We start from the raw sequence: 19,067 nt of genomic DNA, 5'->3' as shown, positions 1-19,067 counted from the left end.
CCGACCGCCGGCCTGGCGGGCGCTGAACTACCGACCTATTGTGCCGTCTGAACGACCAGTCGAGTCTCATCGCTCGCTAGCCTGCAACTCTCCCTGTAAACTGCGGGGGTTTTTCTCCCCCTTTCCATTTCGGAGCCATACATGTCCCGCGTTACCCTGAGTCGCTATCTGATTGAGCAGACCCGCAGCAACAATACCCCTGCCGATCTGCGCTTCCTGATCGAAGTGGTGGCGCGTGCGTGCAAGGAAATCAGCCACCACGTGTCCAAAGGGGCCCTGGGCGGCGTACTGGGCAGCATGGGCACCGAAAACGTGCAGGGCGAAGTGCAGAAGAAGCTCGATGTGATTTCCAACGACATCCTGCTCGAGGCCAATGAGTGGGGTGGCCACCTGGCCGGCATGGCGTCCGAGGAAATGGACAACGCCTACCAGATCCCGGGCAAGTACCCCAAGGGCGCCTACCTGCTGGTCTTCGACCCGCTGGACGGTTCGTCGAACATCGACGTCAACGTCTCGGTCGGTACCATCTTCTCGGTATTGCGCTGCCCCAACGAATACCTGAGCCAGAACGAAACCCTGAACGAGAAGGCGTTCCTCCAGCCGGGCACTCAGCAGGTCGCCGCCGGCTACGCCATCTACGGCCCGCAGACCATGCTGATCCTGACCCTGGGCAACGGCGTCAAGGGCTTCACCCTGGACCGCGAGCTGGGTAGCTTCGTCCTGACCCACGAGAACATCCGCGTGCCGGAAAGCACCGCCGAGTTCGCCATCAACATGTCCAACCAGCGCCACTGGGAAGCCCCGGTACAGCGCTACGTGGGCGAACTGCTGGCTGGCGAGACCGGCCCGCTGAAGAAGAACTACAACATGCGCTGGATCGCCTCGATGGTGGCCGATGTGCACCGCATTCTCACCCGTGGCGGCCTATTCATGTACCCACGCGATGCCCGCGAGCCCAGCAAGCCGGGCAAGCTGCGCCTGATGTACGAAGCCAACCCGATGTCGTTCATCATCGAGCAGGCCGGCGGCGCGTCCACCAACGGTTACGATCGCATCCTCGACATCCAGCCCGAAAGCCTGCACCAGCGTGTGTCGGTGATCCTGGGCTCGAAGGAAGAGGTCGAGCGCGTCACCGCCTATCACAAGGAGTAAGTCATGCTCGCACCTTGGCAGCCTTTACTGGAATGGTGGTTCGGTTGGGGCACCAGCCCCCAGGCCGTGGCTGACGAGAAGAGCACGCTGTGGTTCGGCAAGCACCATGACGATGAAGCTCGCGAGTACTTTGGCGAGCTGGTCGAGCATGCCCTGGCCGGCGGCCTGGACGAATGGCAGCAGAGCCCCCAGGGTTGGCTTGGCCTGCTCCTGTTGCTCGATCAGCTGCCGCGCATGATCTACCGGGACACGCCGCGCGCCTTCGAGGGCGACCGGCGTGCCCAGGTGGTGGCCATGCAGGGTTTGCAGAAGGGCTGGGACTACCAGCTGTTGCCGATCCAGCGGGTGTTCGTGTTGCTGGTGCTGGAGCACGCCGAAGTGCTCGACTGGCAGAACCTGTGCGTGGAGCGCTATCAGGCCCTGCTGGAGGAACAGCCCGAGGCCAACCGCCGCCTGTTCGAAGGGTTCCTCGATTACGCCGAGCAGCACCAACGGGTGATCGCCCGCTTCGGCCGCTTCCCGCACCGCAACCTGGTGCTGGGCCGGCCGAGCACCGATGAAGAAATGGACTTCCTGCTCGAGCCAGGCTCGCGTTTCTAGGCCAGCAGGCCTTTGCGGGGCAAAGCCGCTCTCATGCGTGATGCGTGGGGGCGGGTTTGCCCCGCAATCGTTTTGGCGATGTGAACAGGTTCGCAAGGTTCACGCCAGCCGACCAACGGTGTAGGCACAAACCCAGGGGAGTAGGGAACCGAGGCGGCTTTTTGCCTTCTAAGCTGTCTGCAGGCCACCATGCCTGTGCCTTCATCTCCAGGAGTGTCCCTTCATGTCGTTGCGTTCCCTCGCCCTGTTGTCCTTGTGCGTCGTCCTGACTGCCTGCAGCAAGATCAACCAGGAAAACTATTCCAAGCTCAAGGCCGGCATGAGCAAGGCCGAGGTCGAGCAACTGCTCGGCACCCCGGCAGAATGTTCGGGGGCGCTGGGCATGAGCAGCTGCACGTGGGGCGACGAGAAGAGCTTCATTAGCGTTCAGTACGCTGCCGACAAAGTCTTGATGTATTCCGGGCAGGGTCTCAAATGAAGCGTATCCACCTGCTGCTGGCGGTTTGTGCAGCGTTGCTGCTGGGCGGTTGCGCCACGTCCCCGAGCGACCCGCTGGCGCCGAAGACCGCAGGCGGTCTCGACCTGAAGCGCTATGAGGGCAAATGGTTCGAGCTGGCGCGGTTGCCGATGCCCTACCAGCGCGATTGCGCCCAGTCCGAGGCCCACTACAACCTCAAGCCCGATGGCTCGATGGGTGTGCTGAACCGCTGCCGCATGATCGACGGCGAGTGGTTGCGCGCCGAGGGTTCGGCCTGGCCGCAGGAGCAGGGGCACAACGACCGGCTATGGGTGGAGTTCAACAACTGGTTCACACACCTGGTGCCGGGTGTGGCCAAGGGTGAGTACTGGGTGCTGTACGTGGACGAGCGCTACCGCACTGCGATCGTCGGCAGCCCGGACCGCAAGTACCTGTGGATCCTGTCGCGGACCCAGAGCCTGCCGGCGGTGGAGCGCGAGAGCCTGCTGGCCAAGGCCCGTCAGCAGGGGTATGACACCACCCGGCTGATCTGGCGTGCGTCGGACAAGCAGATCGTCGCTTCGCACTGAGTTCTGCTGGTAGACCGCAATCGCGGGACAAGCCCGCTCCCACAAGGGGACCGTGATCGTTGTGGGAGCGGGCTTGCCCGCGATCAAGGGCTTGCCCTTACCATGGCTCCTACAGGGTGCCGGTGATCGTTGTGGGAGCGGGCTTGCCCCGCGATCAAGGGCGAAGCCCTTGCCGTCGTCAGTCGAGCAGCTGGCGCAGTACCTCGACGAACGCCTGCGCACTCGCCTCTTCCTGTTCGTGCCGCCCCCGGCGCACCACCCATTGCCCGTTGACCATCACGTCGCGCACCTGGCGATCGCCGCCGGCGAACAGCCAGCGGTTGAGAATGGCATCCCCGCTCGCGGTCGCCAGGTACGGGTCTTGTCCATCGAGCACCAGCCAGTCGGCACGCTTGCCTACGGCCAGCTCGCCGATGGGTTGTCCCATCGCCTGGGTGCCGCCGACCAAGGCTGCGTCGTACAAGGTCCGGCCAACCATCGGCTGGTCGCCGCGGTACAGCCGGTTGCGTCGCTGGTCGCGCAGGCGTTGGCCATATTCCAGCCAGCGCAGCTCTTCCACCACGCTCAGTGACACGTGGCTGTCCGAGCCGATGCCCATGCGACCGCCCTGGGCCATGAAGTCCACGGCCGGGAAAATACCGTCGCCCAGGTTGGCCTCGGTGGTCAGGCACAGGCCGGCCACGGCGTGGCTGCGGGCCATGGCGCTGACCTCATCGGGTTCGGCGTGGGTGGCGTGCACCAGGCACCAGCGTTCGTCTACCTCGACGTTTTCATAGAGCCATTGCAGGGGGCGCAGGCCGCTCCAGGCCAGGCAGTCGTCGACTTCCTTCTGCTGCTCGGCGATATGAATGTGCACCGGGCAATGCGGGTCGCTGGCAGCCAGCACCTCGGCGATCTGCCCAGGGGTGACCGCGCGCAGGGAGTGGAAGCACAGGCCCAGGCGCTGGGCAGGTTGCGCCGCCAGGTGCGGGGCGAGCTGCTGTTGCAGGCGCAGGTACTGCTCGCTGGAGTTGATGAAACGGCGCTGGCCTTCGCTCGGCGCCTGGCCGCCGAAGCCTGCGTGGCTGTAGAGCACCGGCAGCAGGGTCAGGCCGATGCCGGTGTCGGCGGCGGCGGCACTGATGCGCAGCGACAGCTCGGCGGCGTCGGCATAGGCGTGGCCATTGTGGTCGTGATGCACGTAGTGGAACTCGGCCACCGAGGTATAGCCGGCCTTGAGCATCTCGATGTACAGCTGGCGGGCGATGACCTGCAGTTGCTGTGGCGTGATCCGGCCAACCAGGCGGTACATCAGGTCGCGCCAGGTCCAGAAGCTGTCGTTGGGGTTGCCGGCCACTTCCGCAAGGCCTGCCATGGCGCGCTGGAAGGCATGGGAATGCAGGTTGGGCATGCCGGGCAGCAGCGGGCCGGCCAGGCGCTCGGCGCCCTCGGCCGAGGCATTGGCCTCGACATGACTCAGACGACCGTCTTCGGCGACTTCCAGGCGGACATTGCTGGCCCAACCGGTGGGCAGCAGGGCGCGTTCGGCGAAAAAGGCAGGCATTGGGTAAAATCCTGTTATTGTTTAACTTGTATATACATATACAGGCGTTTGCGCGCCGGGTAAACTGCGGCAAGCTACCGTTCAACCAATTGCACAAGGATTCAACGCCGTGCCGACACCTCCTGTCTCCGCGCTGGTTGCCCAGATGGGCGAAGGTCCGGCGCCGCTGTATGCCCGGGTCAAGCAGATGATCGTCCAGCAGATCGAAAACGGCAGCTGGCCGCCGCACCACCGGGTCCCCTCGGAAAGCGAGCTGGTCAGCCAGTTGGGCTTCAGCCGCATGACCATCAACCGTGCGCTACGCGAACTCACTGCCGAAGGGCTGCTGGTGCGTATGCAGGGCGTCGGCACCTTCGTGGCCGAACCCAAGACCCGTTCGGCGCTGTTCGAGGTCAACAATATCGCCGACGAGATCGCCGGCCGTGGTCACCAGCATAGCTGCCAGGTGATCCGCCTCGCCGAGGAAGCGGCTGGCTCCGAGCGTGCCCTGGCCCTGGACATGCGCGAAGGGCAGCGGGTGTTCCATTCGCTCATCGTGCACTACGAAAACGGCGTGCCGGTGCAGATCGAGGACCGCTACGTCAACGCGCAGATCGCCCCGGACTACCTCAAGCAGGATTTCACCCGGCAGACGCCCTACGCCTACCTTTCGCAGGTCGCCCCGTTGACCGAGGGCGAGCACGTGGTCGAGGCGATCCTGGCCGAGCCCGAGGAGTGCCGCTTGCTGCAGATCGAGCGTGGCGAGCCGTGCCTGCTGATACGCCGGCGCACCTGGTCCGGCCGCCAGCCGGTGACCGCCGCACGCCTGATCCACCCTGGTTCCCGTCATCGCCTGGAAGGACGATTCAGCAAATGAGTCAATTGCAGCTGTTGCGCGCCCAAGACTACCCGCGCATGCCCTGGAAGAACGGTGGAGGCTTCACCGAAGAGATCACCCGCGACGCCGGCGAGGGCCTGGAGGGGTTCGGTTGGCGCCTGTCGATCGCCGATATCGAAGAGTCCGGCGGGTTTTCCACCTTTGCCGGCTACCAGCGGATCATCACCGTGCTTCAGGGCGACGGCATGCGCCTGCTGGTCGACGGCCAGGCCAGCCGGCCATTGCTGCCGTTCGATGCCTTTGCCTTCAAGGGCGAAAGCCAGGTCAGCTGCAAGCTGCTGGGCGGGCCGATCCGCGACTTCAACCTGATCTACGCGCCGCAGCGCTACCGGGCGCGGTTGCAGTGGCTCGATGGTACGCACCGGTTGTACAGCTCGGCCTCGACCGTGCTGCTGTTCGCGGCCAGCGGGCATGTCGAGGCGAGCGTGTCGGGGCATGGGGTGCAGCGGCTGGGCTTGTATGACTGCCTGCGCCTGGAGGGCAACGAAGAGCTGCTGGGGCTGGATGTGCAAGGGCGGTTCTGTCTGATCGAATTGATGCCGCGTTAAGCCTGGCATCGTGAAAGGGGGCTGCTGCGCAGCCCCAATCGCGGGGCAAGCCCGCTCCCACAGGTACTGCGCCGCCTCAAGGGCAACGCGAGCCTGTGGGAGCTTGTCCCGCGATTGGGTCGCGCAGCGGCCCCTTTTTTTTCGGTTTCCCGAGGAGCGGTAAGAAAATTTAGTTGTCCATGCTTGTATGTACAAGTAAAGGTGTGTTTGTATATCGCCATCGACACACCGCCGTCGACCGACCGCAGAGGACATCTCCCGTGACTGACAACAACAAATACCGTGACGTAGAAATCCGCGCCCCGCGTGGCAACAAGCTGACCGCCAAGAGCTGGCTGACCGAAGCGCCGCTGCGCATGCTGATGAACAACCTCGATCCACAGGTTGCCGAGAACCCGAAGGAACTGGTGGTCTACGGCGGTATCGGCCGTGCCGCGCGTAACTGGGAGTGCTACGACAAGATCGTCGAGACCCTGACTCGCCTGGAAGACGACGAGACCCTGCTGGTGCAGTCCGGCAAGCCGGTCGGTGTCTTCAAGACCCACGCCAACGCCCCGCGCGTACTGATCGCCAACTCCAACCTGGTGCCGCACTGGGCCAATTGGGAGCACTTCAACGAACTGGACGCCAAAGGCCTGGCCATGTACGGCCAGATGACCGCCGGCAGCTGGATCTACATCGGCAGCCAGGGCATCGTCCAGGGCACCTACGAAACCTTCGTCGAGGCCGGCCGCCAGCACTACAACGGCAACCTGACCGGCAAGTGGGTCCTGACCGCAGGCCTCGGGGGAATGGGCGGCGCCCAGCCACTGGCCGCTACCCTGGCCGGTGCCTGCTCGCTGAACATCGAATGCCAGCAGAGCCGCATTGACTTCCGCCTGCAGACCCGCTACGTCGACGAGCAGGCCAAGGACCTGGACGACGCCCTGGCGCGCATCGCCAAGTACACAGCCGAAGGCAAGGCCATCTCCATCGCCCTGCACGGCAACGCTGCCGAAATCCTGCCTGAGCTGGTCAAGCGTGGCGTGCGCCCGGACATGGTCACCGACCAGACCAGCGCCCACGACCCGCTCAACGGCTACCTGCCGGCCGGCTGGACCTGGGAAGAGTACCGCGACCGCGCCCAGACCGACGCTGCTGCCGTGGTCAAGGCGGCCAAGCAATCGATGGCTGTGCACGTGCAGGCCATGCTCGACTTCCAGAAAATGGGCGTACCGACCTTCGACTACGGCAACAACATCCGCCAGATGGCCAAGGAAGAGGGCGTGGCCAACGCCTTCGACTTCCCAGGCTTCGTACCGGCCTATATCCGCCCGCTGTTCTGCCGCGGTGTTGGCCCGTTCCGCTGGGCTGCGCTGTCGGGCGATGCCGAGGACATCTACAAGACCGACGCCAAGGTCAAGGAACTGATCCCGGACGACGCTCACCTGCACCGTTGGCTGGACATGGCCCGCGAGCGCATCAGCTTCCAGGGCCTGCCGGCACGTATCTGCTGGGTTGGCCTGGGCCTGCGCGCCAAGCTGGGCCTGGCGTTCAACGAAATGGTCCGCAGCGGCGAGCTGTCCGCGCCGATCGTCATCGGCCGCGACCACCTGGACTCCGGCTCGGTGTCCAGCCCGAACCGCGAGACCGAAGCCATGCGTGACGGCTCCGATGCTGTCTCCGACTGGCCGCTGCTCAACGCCCTGCTCAACACCGCAGGCGGCGCCACCTGGGTTTCGCTGCACCATGGCGGCGGCGTAGGCATGGGCTTCTCCCAGCACTCGGGCATGGTCATCGTCTGCGACGGTACCGACGAAGCCGCTGCACGTATCGCCCGTGTACTGACCAACGACCCAGGGACCGGCGTCATGCGCCACGCCGATGCCGGCTACCAGATCGCCATCGACTGCGCCAAGGAGCAGGGCCTGGACCTGCCGATGATCACGGGCTGATCGACGTTCCTTTGGCTGTCGCCGAACAACGTTGATACTGAACAACAAGAAGGGGCCTGCGGGCCCCATGCGAATTGGAGTAGCGAAGTGACCGACCTGACTCTCAAGCCCGGCACCTTGACCCTGGCCCAACTGCGTGCTGTCCACGCAGCGCCTGTACGCCTGCAGCTGGACGCCAGCGCAATCCCGGCGATCGACGCCAGCGTCGCCTGCGTCGAGCAGATCATCGCCGAAGACCGCACCGCCTACGGCATCAACACCGGTTTCGGCCTGCTGGCCTCGACCCGCATCGCCAGCCATGACCTGGAAAACCTGCAGCGCTCGCTGGTGCTGTCCCACGCCGCCGGTATCGGCGCGCCGCTGGACGACGCCCTGGTGCGCCTGATCATGGTGCTGAAGATCAACAGCCTCAGCCGTGGCTTCTCCGGCATCCGCCGCAAGGTCATCGACGCGTTGATCGCCCTGGTCAACGCCGAAGTCTACCCGCACATCCCGCTCAAGGGCTCGGTAGGCGCCTCGGGCGACCTGGCACCGCTGGCCCACATGTCGCTGGTGCTGCTGGGTGAAGGCAAGGCCCGCCACAAGGGCCAGTGGCTGCCTGCCACCGAAGCCCTGGCGGTCGCCGGCCTGGAGCCGCTGACCCTGGCCGCGAAAGAGGGCCTGGCCCTGCTCAACGGCACCCAGGCATCCACGGCCTACGCCCTGCGCGGGCTGTTCGCCGCCGAAGACCTGTACGCCGCGGCCATCGCCTGTGGCGGCCTGAGCGTGGAAGCCGCGCTGGGTTCGCGCTCGCCGTTCGATGCGCGCATTCATGAAGTGCGTGGCCAGCGTGGCCAGATCGACACCGCCGCCTGCTTCCGCGACCTGCTGGGCGACTCCAGCGAAGTTTCGCTGTCGCACAAGAACTGCGACAAGGTCCAGGACCCGTACTCCCTGCGTTGCCAGCCGCAAGTCATGGGCGCCTGCCTGACCCAGATCCGCCAGGCTGCCGAAGTGCTGGGCATCGAAGCCAACGCCGTGTCGGACAACCCATTGGTATTCGCTGCCGAAGGCGACGTGATCTCCGGTGGTAACTTCCACGCCGAGCCTGTGGCCATGGCCGCCGACAACATCGCCCTGGCCATCGCCGAGATGGGATCGCTGAGCGAGCGCCGTATCTCGCTGATGATGGACAAGCACATGTCCCAGCTGCCGCCGTTCCTGGTGGAGAACGGTGGGGTGAACTCCGGCTTCATGATCGCACAGGTCACCGCTGCCGCCCTGGCCAGCGAGAACAAGGCCTTGTCGCATCCGCACAGCGTCGACAGCCTGCCGACCTCCGCCAACCAGGAAGACCACGTGTCGATGGCCCCTGCCGCCGGCAAGCGCCTGTGGGAAATGGCCGAGAACACCCGTGGTGTGCTGGCCATCGAATGGCTGGGCGCCTGCCAGGGCCTGGACCTGCGCAAGGGCCTGAAGACCTCCGCCAAACTGGAACAGGCGCGCCAGGCATTGCGCCGCGAAGTGCCGCACTACGACCGTGACCGCTTCTTCGCGCCGGACATCGAAATCGCCGCCGAGCTGCTGGCCAAAGGGACCTTGACCAGCCTGCTGCCGGCCGGCGTCCTGCCAAGCCTGTGACATCGCCATCGCGGGACAAGCCCGCTCCCACAGGGACCTCGCCGTACCTGTAGGAGCGGGCTTGCCCCGCGATTGGGCTATGTGGCAGCCCCTTCTACTTCACGACCACAAGAACAATTCAAGAAGGACGTGACATGCAACAAACCCAAGGTCTCAAGCGCGGGCTATCGGCCCGGCACATTCGTTTCATGGCGCTCGGTTCCGCGATCGGAACCGGGCTGTTCTACGGTTCGGCCTCAGCCATCCAGATGGCCGGCCCGGCTGTCCTGCTGGCCTACCTGATCGGCGGCGCGGCGGTGTTCATGGTCATGCGCGCCCTCGGTGAGATGGCCGTGCACAACCCGGTGGCCGGCTCCTTCGGTCACTACGCCAGTACCTACCTCGGCCCCATGGCGGGCTTCATCCTCGGCTGGACCTACGCTTTCGAGATGGTCATCGTCGCCATCGCCGACGTCACCGCATTCGGGATCTACATGGGCTTCTGGTTCCCGGAGGTGGCCCGCTGGATCTGGGTGCTGGGCATCGTCTTCATCATCGGCGGCCTGAACCTGTGCAACGTCAAGGTCTTCGGCGAAATGGAGTTCTGGCTGTCGCTGCTCAAGGTCGGGGCGATCGTCGCCATGATCCTGGCCGGCTTCGGCATCATGATCTTCGGCCTGGGCCACGCCACCCCCGAAACCACCGTCGGTGTGAGCAACCTGGTCAGCAATGGCGGCTTCATGCCCAACGGTATCGGCGGCCTGATCGCCTGCTTCGCCGTGGTGATGTTCGCCTTCGGTGGCATCGAGATCATCGGTGTCACCGCCGGTGAAGCCAAGGACCCGCAACGCGTCATCCCCAAGGCGATCAACGCCGTACCGCTGCGCATCCTGCTGTTCTACGTGCTCACCCTGTTCGTGCTGATGTGCCTGTACCCATGGCCGCAGATCGGCAGCCAGGGCAGCCCGTTCGTGCAGATCTTCAGCAACCTGGGCATCGGTTCGGCCGCTGCCGTGCTGAACGTGGTGGTGATCTCGGCCGCGGTGTCGGCCATCAACAGCGACATCTTCGGCGCTGGCCGCATGATGTATGGCCTGGCCCAGCAAGGCCATGCGCCGCGCAGCTTCGGCAAGCTATCCCGCCACGGCGTACCATGGATGACCGTGCTGGTGATGGGCGCTGCGCTGCTGGTCGGCGTGCTGCTGAACTACCTGATCCCGGAGAACGTGTTCCTGCTGATCGCCTCGATCGCCACCTTCGCTACCGTGTGGGTGTGGACGATGATCCTGGTCAGCCAGGTGGCCATGCGTCGCCGCCTGAGCGCCGAGCAGGTCGCCGAGCTGAAGTTCCCCGTGCCGTTCTGGCCCTACGGGCCGGCCATGGCCATCGCTTTCATGTTGTTCATCTTTGGTGTACTTGGTTACTTCCCGGATACCCAGGCTGCGTTGATCGTCGGCGTCATCTGGGTGGTGTTCCTGGTGGCCTCCTACCTGCTGTGGTGCAAGCCGCGGGCAGGGCAGGGCCAGCCAGTCCGGGAGCCGGCCGAACTGCACCGCTAGAAACGGAGACCGCTTATGAGAACCCTCTGGCAGCACTGTCACGTGGCGACCATGGCCCAAGGCCGCTACTCGATCATCGAGAATGCGGCGATCGTCACCAACGCGGGGCGGATCGAATGGATCGGCCCACGTGGCGAACAGCCGGCGGTCGACACCGAGCGTACGGTGGACCTGGGCGGCGCCTGGGTCACCCCGGGGCTGATCGATTGCCACTCCCATGCGGTGTTCGGTGGTAACCGCAGCGGCGAGTTCGAGCAGCGCCTGCAGGGCGTCAGCTACGCCGAGATCGCCGCCCAGGGCGGCGGTATCGCCAGCACCGTGCGGGCGACCCGCGCGGCCAGCGAAGACGAGCTGTTCGCCAGTGCACGCCAGCGGGTCCAGGCATTGATGCGCGATGGTATGACCACGCTGGAGATCAAGTCCGGCTACGGCCTGGACCTGGCCAACGAGCGCAAGATGCTGCGGGTCGCCCGGCGCCTGGGCGAGGAGCTGCCGCTGACCGTGCGTAGCACTTGCCTTGCCGCCCACGCCTTGCCGCCGGAATACGCCGGCCGGGCGGACGACTACATTGCGCATATCTGCGACCAGATGCTGCCCGCCCTGGCCGAGGAAGGCCTGGTGGACGCGGTGGATGCCTTCTGCGAACACTTGGCATTCTCGCCAGCCCAGGTCGAGAAGGTGTTCATCAAGGCGCGCGAACTGGGCCTGCCGGTCAAGCTCCACGCCGAGCAGCTGTCATCGCTGCACGGCTCGAGCCTGGCGGCGCGCTACCACGCACTGTCGGCCGACCACCTGGAGTTCATGACCGAGGAAGACGCCATCGCCATGGCCGAGGCCGGCACCGTTGCCGTGCTGCTGCCGGGGGCGTTCTACTTCCTGCGCGAAACCCAGCTGCCGCCGATGGAGGCCCTGCGCCGCCACGGCGTGAAGATCGCCCTGGCCAGCGACTTGAACCCAGGCACGTCGCCTGCGTTGTCGCTGCGCCTGATGCTGAACATGGGCTGTACCCTGTTCCGCATGACCCCGGAGGAGGCGCTTGCCGGCGTCACCCTGCACGCTGCCACGGCGTTGGGCCTGGGCGAAAGCCATGGCTCGCTGGAGGTGGGCAAGGTGGCGGACTTCGTCGCCTGGCAGATCGAACGCCCGGCGGATCTGAGCTACTGGCTCGGCGGCGACCTGCCCAAGCGGGTGGTACGCCTGGGCCATGAGATATCCAACTGAGCGAGGGCACATGGACAAGGTATTGAGTTTTCACCAGGGCCAGCTGCCGCTGCTGATCAGCATGCCTCATGCAGGCCTTGGCCTGACCGAGACCGTGCGTGACGGCTTGGTCAAGCAAGCGCGCAGCCTGCCGGACACCGACTGGCATATCCCACGGCTGTACGATTTCGCCCGGGGCCTGGGTGCCAGCGTGGTGGCCGCGGAGTATTCGCGGTTCGTCATCGACCTGAACCGCCCGGATGACGACAAACCGTTGTATGCCGGCGCCACTACGGGCCTGTACCCGGCGACGCTGTTCGAGGGCGAGCCGTTGTTCAAGGCGGGACAGGAACCCTCTGCGGACGAGCGCAAGGGCTATCTGGAGCAGATCTGGCGGCCATACCACGATACGATCCGACAGGAACTCGCGCGCCTGCGCGAGCTTCACGGCTATGCCCTGTTGTGGGATGCCCACTCGATCCGCTCGGTCATCCCGCACCTGTTCGACGGCAAGCTGCCGGACTTCAACCTGGGCACCTTCAACGGCGCCAGCTGCGACCCGGTCCTGGCCGAGCGCCTGCTGGGTGTCTGCGCCCAGGCCCAGGGCTACACCTCTGTGCTCAATGGGCGCTTCAAGGGCGGGCACATCACCCGTCATTACGGCGACCCGGCGAACGACATCCACGCTGTGCAACTGGAGCTGGCGCAGAGCACCTACATGGAAGAGGTCGAGCCGTTCGCCTACCGCGAGGAGCTGGCCCAGCCGACCCAGGTGGTGTTGAAGCAGTTGCTGGAAACCCTCTTGGCCTGGGGCAAGGCGCGCTACGGGCGTTGATACTTGGGCTGCCTTGCAGCCCTTTCGCGGCACAAGGCCGCTCCTACAGGGGGGCGCGAGGTTCTTGTAGGAGCGGCCTTGTGCCGCGAAAGGGCCGCAAAGCGGCCTCAGTATCCCAATCGACATCCACCTGTTTCACCGCGACACATGCTCAAAGCGCAATTCAGGTTTATGATGCCAGGCGGCAGACTAAATCCTCACACGGAGTGCGCAATGCAGACCCTGTACCCGCAGATCAAACCCTACGCCCGGCACGATCTGGCCGTGGAAGCGCCGCATGTGCTGTATGTCGACGAAAGCGGTTCGCCGGAAGGTCTGCCGGTGGTGTTCATCCACGGTGGTCCGGGCGCCGGTTGCGACGCCCAGAGCCGCTGCTACTTCGACCCCACCCTGTACCGCATCATCACCTTCGACCAGCGCGGTTGCGGCCGTTCCACGCCCCACGCCAGCCTGGAGAACAACACCACCTGGCATTTGGTCGAGGACCTGGAGCGCATCCGCGAGCACCTGGGGATCGACAAATGGGTGCTGTTCGGCGGCTCCTGGGGTTCCACCCTGGCCCTGGCCTATGCCCAGACCCACCCCGAGCGCGTCCATGGCCTGATCCTGCGGGGCATCTTCCTGTGCCGGCCCCAGGAGATCCAATGGTTCTACCAGGAAGGGGCCAGCCGTCTGTTCCCGGACTACTGGCAGGACTACATCGCACCCATTCCGCCGGAAGAGCGCGGTGACCTGGTCAAGGCCTTCCACAAGCGCCTGACCGGCAACGACCAGATCGCCCAGATGCACGCCGCCAAGGCCTGGTCCACGTGGGAGGGCCGCACCGCGACGCTGCGCCCCAACCCGCTGGTGGTCGACCGCTTCTCCGAGCCGCAGCGCGCCCTGTCGATCGCCCGTATCGAATGCCACTACTTCATGAACAATGCCTTCCTTGAGCCTGACCAGCTGATCCGCGACCTGCCGAAGATCGCCCACCTGCCCGCGGTGATCGTGCACGGCCGCTACGACGTGATCTGCCCGCTGGAAAACGCCTGGGCGCTGCACCAGGCCTGGCCGAACAGCGAGCTGAAGGTGATCCGCGACGCCGGCCATGCTGCCTCCGAGCCGGGTATCACCGATGCCCTGGTGCGCGCCGCCGACCAGATGGCCCGCCGCCTGCTCGACCTGCCCCTGGAAGAAGCATGAAGGGCCTGCTGCAGCGCGTGCGGGGCGCGCGGGTAGAGGTGGAGGGGGACATCGTCGGCGCTATCGACCAGGGCCTGTTGGTGCTGGTGGCGGTGGAGCCGGGGGACACCCGCGAGCACGCCGACAAGCTTTTGCACAAGCTGCTCAACTACCGTGTGTTCAGCGATCCCCAGGGCAAGATGAACCTGTCGCTCAAGGACATCGGCGGCGGCTTGCTGCTGGTGTCCCAATTCACCCTGGCGGCCGACACCCGCAACGGCATGCGCCCGAGCTTCTCCACCGCGGCGCCGCCGGCCCTCGGCGCCGAGTTGTTCGACTACCTGCTCGAGCGAGCCCGAGCCGCGCACGACGATGTCGCCAGCGGCCGTTTCGGTGCCGATATGCAGGTGCATTTGGTCAATGATGGCCCAGTGACATTTATGTTACAAATTTGAGCTTAAAAACCCTATGTTTGCGTGAAAAACAAGAGGGTTTGTACGATAAATAGTTGTTCCAGCCTGATGCGTTGTAACGCGCTCTGCTGGATAATCGCGCGCTGCGTGAGCCTGCGTCCGTGGGCTCGTTTCACTCTGACTCGAGCATTGTCTGGAACCGTTTGGGGAATCATTGGGCCCGCACGGGGTCCGAACAGTGCTCGCCAACCCGGCATTGGTCGCTGGCCGTTGGTTTCATGATCTGTTTTCGGCGAGGGTTGCTCGTGATTGTAAGTCCCTGTATTGCACAAAGAATCCCCGGAAATCGTCTGCGCAAGGCCCTGGCGGCAGGCGTTGCACTGATCGGCCTGATGAGCGCTGGCCAGCTGTGGGCATTCAATCTTGACGATGTTGCAGCCAAGGCAAAGGATCTCGCCGGCCAGAAGTACGAAGCACCCAAGAGCAATCTGCCGGCGGTGTTCCGTGACATGAAATTCGCGGACTACCAGAAGATTCGCTTCATCCAGGAAAAGGCCGAGTGGGCCAAGGACAAGACGCCGTTCAAGCTGTCCTTCTACCATCAGGGCATGCACTTCGACACACCGGTGAAGATCAACCAGGTCACCGCCACCAGCGTCGAGGAAATCAAGTACGACCCGAGCCGTTTCGAGTTCGGCGACGTGCCCCATGACCCCAAGACCGTCGAGAACCTGGGCTACGCCGGTTTCCGCGTGCTCTATCCGATCAACAAGGCCGGCAAGCAGGACGAGATCATGACCCTGCTGGGCGCCAGCTACTTCCGCGTGGTCGGCAAGGGCCACGTGTACGGCCTGTCGGCCCGCGGCCTGGCCATCGACACCGCGTTGCCGTCGGGCGAGGAGTTCCCGCGCTTCCGTGAGTTCTGGGTCGAGAAGCCCAAGCCCAACGACAAGCACCTGGTGATCTACGCCCTGCTGGACTCGCCGCGCTCCACCGGTGCCTACAAGCTGATCCTGCGTCCTGGCAGCGACACCCTGGTGGACGTGAAATCCAAGGTATTCCTGCGTGACCACGTCAGCCGCCTGGGCGTTGCCCCGCTGACCAGCATGTACCTGTTCGGCAGCAACCAGCCGTCCAAGGTCCTCAACTACCGCCCGGCCCTGCACGACTCCGAAGGCCTGTCGATCCACGCCGGCAATGGCGAGTGGCTGTGGCGCCCGCTGAACAACCCCAAGCACCTCGCCGTGAGCAGCTTCAGCGTGGAGAACCCGCGTGGCTTCGGCCTGCTGCAGCGCCAGCGTGAGTTCAGCCACTACGAAGACCTCGACGACAACTACCAGAAGCGCCCGAGCGCCTGGATCGAACCCCGTGGCGACTGGGGCAAGGGTACCGTCGACCTGGTCGAGATCCCCACCGCCGACGAGACCAACGACAACATCGTTGCCTTCTGGAGCCCGGAGAAACTGCCCGAGCCGGGCAAGCCAATGGAATTCGAATACCGCCTGCGCTGGACCATCGACGAGTCCCAGCTGCACGCGCCGGAGTTGGGCTGGGTCAAGCAGACCATGCGTTCGACCGGTGACGTGAAGCAGTCCAACCTGATCCGTGAAGCCGACGGCAGCGTGGCCTTCCTGGTCGACTTCGAAGGCCCGGCGCTGGCCGCCCTGCCTGAGGACACCGCCCTGCGCAGCCAGGTCAGCGTGGGCGACAACGCCGAGGTGGTCGAGAACAACCTGCGCTACAACCCTGAAATCAAGGGCTGGCGCCTGACCCTGCGGTTGAAGGTCAAGGACCCGAGCAAGTCCACCGAGATGCGTGCCGCGCTGGTACGCGACGTTCCGGTGGAACCGGCCAAGCCGGCCAAGGAAGGCAAGCAGGAAAAGGCCGCCGGCAAGCACGCCAAGGCCGAGAAAGCCGTCAAGGCTGAACAACCTGCCGCCGATGCGGCGCCCACCAACGGGGCCCCGGCCACCACCGAGAAGGTGATGACCGAGACCTGGAGCTATCAGTTGCCTGCCGATGAGTAACTCAAGCGCCCGGCCAGAATCGCTTGCCGAATACCTGGCCCACCTACCACTGAGCGACGAGCAGCGGGCAGAACTTGCCAGCTGCACCTCGTTCAGTGAGCTGCACCAACGCCTGGCGGCTCATCCGGCCGCCAATGCCACCGAGGCCGTGCAGGCCTCGGTGGGCCCGCGCCTGACCGTGGGCAGCGCCGCCGAGCTGGAAGAGGCCGAGATGCTCGGCGTCGACGCTGGCGGGCGTCTCTGCCTGAAGATCGCGCCGCCGATCAAGCGTACCCGTGTGGTGCCCGAGCCCTGGCGCACCAACGTGCTGGTGCGCATGTGGCGACGCCTCACCGGGCGTACGAACGCCCCGCAGCCGCCCAAGCGCGAGCTGCCACCGGCCCGCTGGCGCCGGGTCGGCTCCTTGCGTCGCTACATCCTGCTGCTGCTGATGATCGGCCAGACCCTCGTGGCCGGCTGGTACATGAAGGGCATCCTGCCTTACCAGGGCTGGTCGTTCGTCTCGCTCGACGAGATCATGGCCCAGACCTTCTGGGAAACCGTGGTGCAGGTCTGGCCGTACGCCTTGCAGACCTCCATCCTGGTCCTGTTCGGCATCCTGTTCTGCTGGGTGTCGGCAGGTTTCTGGACCGCGCTGATGGGCTTCCTCGAGCTGCTCACCGGGCGTGACAAGTACCGTATCTCCGGCAGCAGCGCCGGCAGCGAGCCGATCGCGCCCCAAGCGCGTACCGCATTGGTGATGCCGATCTGCAACGAGGACGTGCCGCGGGTCTTCGCGGGCCTGCGCGCGACCTTCGAGTCGGTGGCCGCCACGGGCGACCTGGACCGCTTCGACTTCTTCGTGCTCAGCGACACCAACGACACCGACATCGCCGTCGCCGAGCAGCAGGCCTGGCTCGAGGTATGCCGCGAAGCCAAAGGCTTCGGGCGCATCTTCTATCGCCGCCGTCGCCGCCGCGTGAAGCGCAAGAGCGGCAACCTGGACGACTTCTGCCGTCGCTGGGGTGGTGAGTACAAGTACATGGTCGTGCTCGACGCCGACAGCGTCATGAGCGGCGAGTGCCTGACCAGCCTGGTGCGCCTGATGGAGGCCAACCCGGACGCGGGCATCATCCAGACCGCGCCGAAGGCGTCGGGCATGGACACCCTCTATGCACGCATCCAGCAGTTCGCCACCCGTGTCTACGGCCCGCTGTTCACCGCCGGCCTGCACTTCTGGCAGCTGGGCGAATCGCACTATTGGGGCCACAACGCGATCATTCGCATGAAGCCCTTCATCGAGCACTGCGCCCTGGCGCCGCTGCCGGGCAAGGGGGCCTTCGCTGGTGCGATCCTCTCCCACGACTTCGTCGAAGCCGCGCTGATGCGCCGTGCCGGTTGGGGCGTGTGGATCGCCTACGACCTGCCGGGCAGCTACGAGGAACTGCCGCCGAACCTGCTCGACGAGCTCAAGCGCGACCGGCGCTGGTGCCACGGCAACCTGATGAACTTCCGCCTGTTCCTGGTAAAAGGCATGCACCCGGTGCACCGTGCGGTGTTCCTCACCGGTGTGATGTCGTACCTGTCGGCGCCGCTGTGGTTCTTCTTCCTGGTGCTTTCGACCGCATTGCTGGCCACCAACACCCTGATGGAGCCGCAGTACTTCATCGAGCCGTTCCAGCTCTACCCACTGTGGCCGCAATGGCACCCGGAGAAGGCCATCGCGCTGTTCTCCACCACCATCGTGCTGCTGTTCCTGCCCAAGCTGCTGAGCATCGTGCTGATCTGGGCCAAGGGCGCTACCGAGTTCGGCGGGCGCATCAAGGTCACCTTGTCGATGCTGATCGAGATGCTGTTCTCCATGTTGCTGGCGCCGGTGCGGATGATCTTCCACACCCGCTTCGTCCTGGCTGCGTTCCTCGGCTGGGCGGCGACCTGGAACTCGCCGCAGCGTGACGATGACTCCACCCCGTGGAGCGAAGCCGTGCGTCGCCACGGCCCGCAGACCCTGCTGGGCATCGCCTGGGCGGCACTGGTGGCCTGGCTGAACCCGAGCTTCCTGTGGTGGCTGGCGCCGATCGTGGGCTCGTTGGTGCTTTCGATCCCGGTGTCGGTGATCTCCAGCCGCGTGCGCCTGGGCCTGAGTGCCAAGGATGAAAAGCTGTTCCTGATCCCTGAGGAATATGCGACCCCGCACGAGTTGCTGGCCACCGACCAGTACATCCACGAAAACCGTTGGCATGCCATGCATGACGGGTTCGTTCGGGCGGTGGTCGACCCGCGCCAGAACGCTCTGGCTTGTGCCATGGCCACTGCACGGCACGGTCAGGCTGCACCGATCGAAGCACTGCGTGCCGAGCGTGTCGCCAAGGCGCTGGAAGTCGGGCCCAAGGGGCTGGACGGCAACACCCGCCTGGCGCTGCTGAGCGACCCGGTGGCGCTGTCGCGCCTGCATGAGCAGGTCTGGGCCACGCACAACGAGGCGTGGATCGGGGTGTGGCGCAACTCCATCACCAGCGACCCGCACTCGCCCTTGCTGCCGCTGCATCCGGACAATCAGGCCCAACCTTCGCTGGTCGGCGCCTGATCC

General features: G+C 65.1%; 16 protein-coding genes. 15 read left to right on the top strand and 1 reads right to left on the bottom strand.

Features of this window, described 5'->3' with window-relative positions:
- Positions 1-141 precede the first annotated feature (141 nt).
- From ACXHGZ_RS19775 to ACXHGZ_RS19760, 4 genes are all read left to right on the top strand, one after another.
- Positions 142-1,152 (top strand): class 1 fructose-bisphosphatase, encoded by a 1,011-nt coding sequence (locus ACXHGZ_RS19775; protein ID WP_051099541.1) that lies wholly within the window; start codon positions 142-144, stop codon positions 1,150-1,152.
- A 3-nt stretch (positions 1,153-1,155) separates the two neighbouring features.
- Positions 1,156-1,752, top strand: a complete 597-nt coding sequence (locus ACXHGZ_RS19770) for a DUF924 family protein (RefSeq protein WP_368828849.1) — start codon at positions 1,156-1,158, stop codon at positions 1,750-1,752.
- A 223-nt stretch (positions 1,753-1,975) separates the two neighbouring features.
- Complete coding sequence (gene bamE, locus ACXHGZ_RS19765; RefSeq protein ID WP_084853950.1) at positions 1,976-2,230, top strand: outer membrane protein assembly factor BamE domain-containing protein; 255 nt, start codon at positions 1,976-1,978, stop codon at positions 2,228-2,230.
- Positions 2,227-2,799 carry a lipocalin family protein gene (locus ACXHGZ_RS19760; RefSeq protein WP_224457195.1) on the top strand — a complete coding sequence of 191 codons (573 nt, stop codon included), beginning with the start codon at positions 2,227-2,229 and terminating at the stop codon, positions 2,797-2,799. Before bamE ends, ACXHGZ_RS19760 begins: the two co-directional genes overlap by 4 nt.
- 178 nt (positions 2,800-2,977) lie before the next feature.
- Here ACXHGZ_RS19760 and ACXHGZ_RS19755 read toward each other — a convergent pair whose 3' ends face one another.
- Complete coding sequence (locus ACXHGZ_RS19755) at positions 2,978-4,342, bottom strand: formimidoylglutamate deiminase (protein ID WP_480461121.1); 1,365 nt, start codon at positions 4,340-4,342, stop codon at positions 2,978-2,980.
- Between the two features lie 145 nt (positions 4,343-4,487).
- Between ACXHGZ_RS19755 and hutC the strand changes: the two genes are divergently transcribed.
- From hutC to mdoH, 11 genes are all read left to right on the top strand, one after another.
- Positions 4,488-5,198 carry a histidine utilization transcriptional repressor HutC gene (gene hutC / locus ACXHGZ_RS19750; protein WP_172402939.1) on the top strand — a complete coding sequence of 237 codons (711 nt, stop codon included), beginning with the start codon at positions 4,488-4,490 and terminating at the stop codon, positions 5,196-5,198.
- Positions 5,195-5,767 carry a HutD/Ves family protein gene (locus tag ACXHGZ_RS19745; RefSeq protein WP_480461119.1) on the top strand — a complete coding sequence of 191 codons (573 nt, stop codon included), beginning with the start codon at positions 5,195-5,197 and terminating at the stop codon, positions 5,765-5,767. The genes hutC and ACXHGZ_RS19745 overlap by 4 nt, the downstream gene beginning before the upstream one ends.
- Positions 5,768-6,027: 260 nt before the next feature.
- On the top strand, positions 6,028-7,701 hold the full coding sequence (hutU, locus tag ACXHGZ_RS19740; protein WP_196144020.1) for a urocanate hydratase: 1,674 nt from the start codon (positions 6,028-6,030) through the stop codon (positions 7,699-7,701).
- 87 nt (positions 7,702-7,788) lie between these two features.
- Positions 7,789-9,321 (top strand): histidine ammonia-lyase, encoded by a 1,533-nt coding sequence (hutH, locus tag ACXHGZ_RS19735; RefSeq protein WP_084853960.1) that lies wholly within the window; start codon positions 7,789-7,791, stop codon positions 9,319-9,321.
- A gap of 134 nt (positions 9,322-9,455) precedes the next feature.
- Positions 9,456-10,859, top strand: coding sequence for an amino acid permease (locus ACXHGZ_RS19730; protein ID WP_480461116.1), 1,404 nt, complete (start codon positions 9,456-9,458; stop codon positions 10,857-10,859).
- A 15-nt stretch (positions 10,860-10,874) separates the two neighbouring features.
- Complete coding sequence (hutI, locus tag ACXHGZ_RS19725; protein WP_480461114.1) at positions 10,875-12,080, top strand: imidazolonepropionase; 1,206 nt, start codon at positions 10,875-10,877, stop codon at positions 12,078-12,080.
- Between the two features lie 10 nt (positions 12,081-12,090).
- Positions 12,091-12,894 (top strand): N-formylglutamate deformylase, encoded by an 804-nt coding sequence (hutG, locus tag ACXHGZ_RS19720; RefSeq protein WP_480461112.1) that lies wholly within the window; start codon positions 12,091-12,093, stop codon positions 12,892-12,894.
- Positions 12,895-13,107: 213 nt separating this feature from the next.
- Positions 13,108-14,079: a prolyl aminopeptidase gene (gene pip, locus ACXHGZ_RS19715; protein ID WP_070571063.1), complete on the top strand. Its 972-nt coding sequence runs from the start codon at positions 13,108-13,110 to the stop codon at positions 14,077-14,079.
- On the top strand, positions 14,076-14,513 hold the full coding sequence (dtd, locus tag ACXHGZ_RS19710) for a D-aminoacyl-tRNA deacylase (protein WP_480461109.1): 438 nt from the start codon (positions 14,076-14,078) through the stop codon (positions 14,511-14,513). The genes pip and dtd overlap by 4 nt, the downstream gene beginning before the upstream one ends.
- Before the next feature lie 263 nt (positions 14,514-14,776).
- The gene (locus tag ACXHGZ_RS19705) at positions 14,777-16,498 is read left to right on the top strand and encodes a glucan biosynthesis protein G (protein WP_480461108.1); all 1,722 of its coding nucleotides are present in this window, start codon (positions 14,777-14,779) and stop codon (positions 16,496-16,498) included.
- On the top strand, positions 16,491-19,064 hold the full coding sequence (gene mdoH, locus ACXHGZ_RS19700) for a glucans biosynthesis glucosyltransferase MdoH (RefSeq protein ID WP_480461107.1): 2,574 nt from the start codon (positions 16,491-16,493) through the stop codon (positions 19,062-19,064). The genes ACXHGZ_RS19705 and mdoH overlap by 8 nt, the downstream gene beginning before the upstream one ends.
- Positions 19,065-19,067 lie beyond the last annotated feature (3 nt).

The organism is Pseudomonas shiyinii, from assembly GCF_056725765.1.
The sequence above is the reverse complement of the archived record's forward strand: the minus strand, read 5'-3'. Positions and strand labels throughout refer to the sequence as shown.